Annotated in this window: 2 protein-coding genes; both read left to right on the plus strand. The window is 36.2% G+C overall.

Going from position 1 to position 812, the window contains the following annotated elements:
- A partial coding sequence (locus GMD4S_RS09690) for an insulinase family protein (RefSeq protein ID WP_000322486.1) occupies positions 1 to 479 on the plus strand: 479 nt, incomplete at its 5' end.
- Positions 476 to 812 (plus strand): insulinase family protein (locus GMD4S_RS09695; RefSeq protein ID WP_000170118.1); only part of this gene is annotated, 337 nt, incomplete at its 3' end. The genes GMD4S_RS09690 and GMD4S_RS09695, both read left to right, overlap by 4 nt.

Consider the following 812-nt stretch of genomic DNA (forward strand, 5'->3'; position numbering starts at 1 on the left):
CTGTAAAATATGGTGATGATGAGCATTTGCCCATGCTTGTTATGAATGGTTTGTTGGGTGAATTTGCACATTCGAAACTTTTTACAAATGTTCGTGAAAATGCTGGAATAGCCTATACAGTCTCTAGTCAATTGGATTTGTTTAGTGGTCTGTTAAGGATGTATGCGGGTATTGATAGAGAAAATCGAAATCAGGCTAGAAAATTGATGAATCATCAGTTGCTAGATTTGAAAAAGGGCAACTTTACAGATTTTGAGCTTGAACAAACCAAGGAGATGATTCGACGATCTTTGTTGATGGCTCAAGATAATCAACAGGCCCTAGTTGAAAGAGTCTATTTGAATGCTCTATTGGGGAAATCAAGCTTTGACATTGATCGATTGGTGGCAAAATTAGAGAGTGTTGATAAAGAAGCTGTATGTAAAGCTGCCAATAGTTTGAAGTTACAAGCGATTTACTTTATGGAAGGAGTAGAATGACAAAGGTTACTTTTGAAGAAAAATACTATCCTGCTGTAAAGGAAACAGTCTACAAAACAAAATTGTCAAATGGGTTGACAGTTTCTTTACTCCCTAAGCAAGATTTCAATGAGGTTTATGGGATTGTAACAGTTCAATTTGGTTCTGTAGATGCAACTTATACAAGCTTGGGAAAAGGTTTACGTCATCATCCAGCAGGAATTGCACATTTTCTTGAACATAAATTGTTTGAAAGAGAAAATTCGGAGGATATAATGGCTGCTTTTACTCGATTAGGTGCGGACAGTAATGCCTTTACAAGCTTTACTAAGACCAGCTATCTTTTTTCAACAA

The sequence above is a fragment of the Streptococcus sp. GMD4S genome (assembly GCF_000296955.1).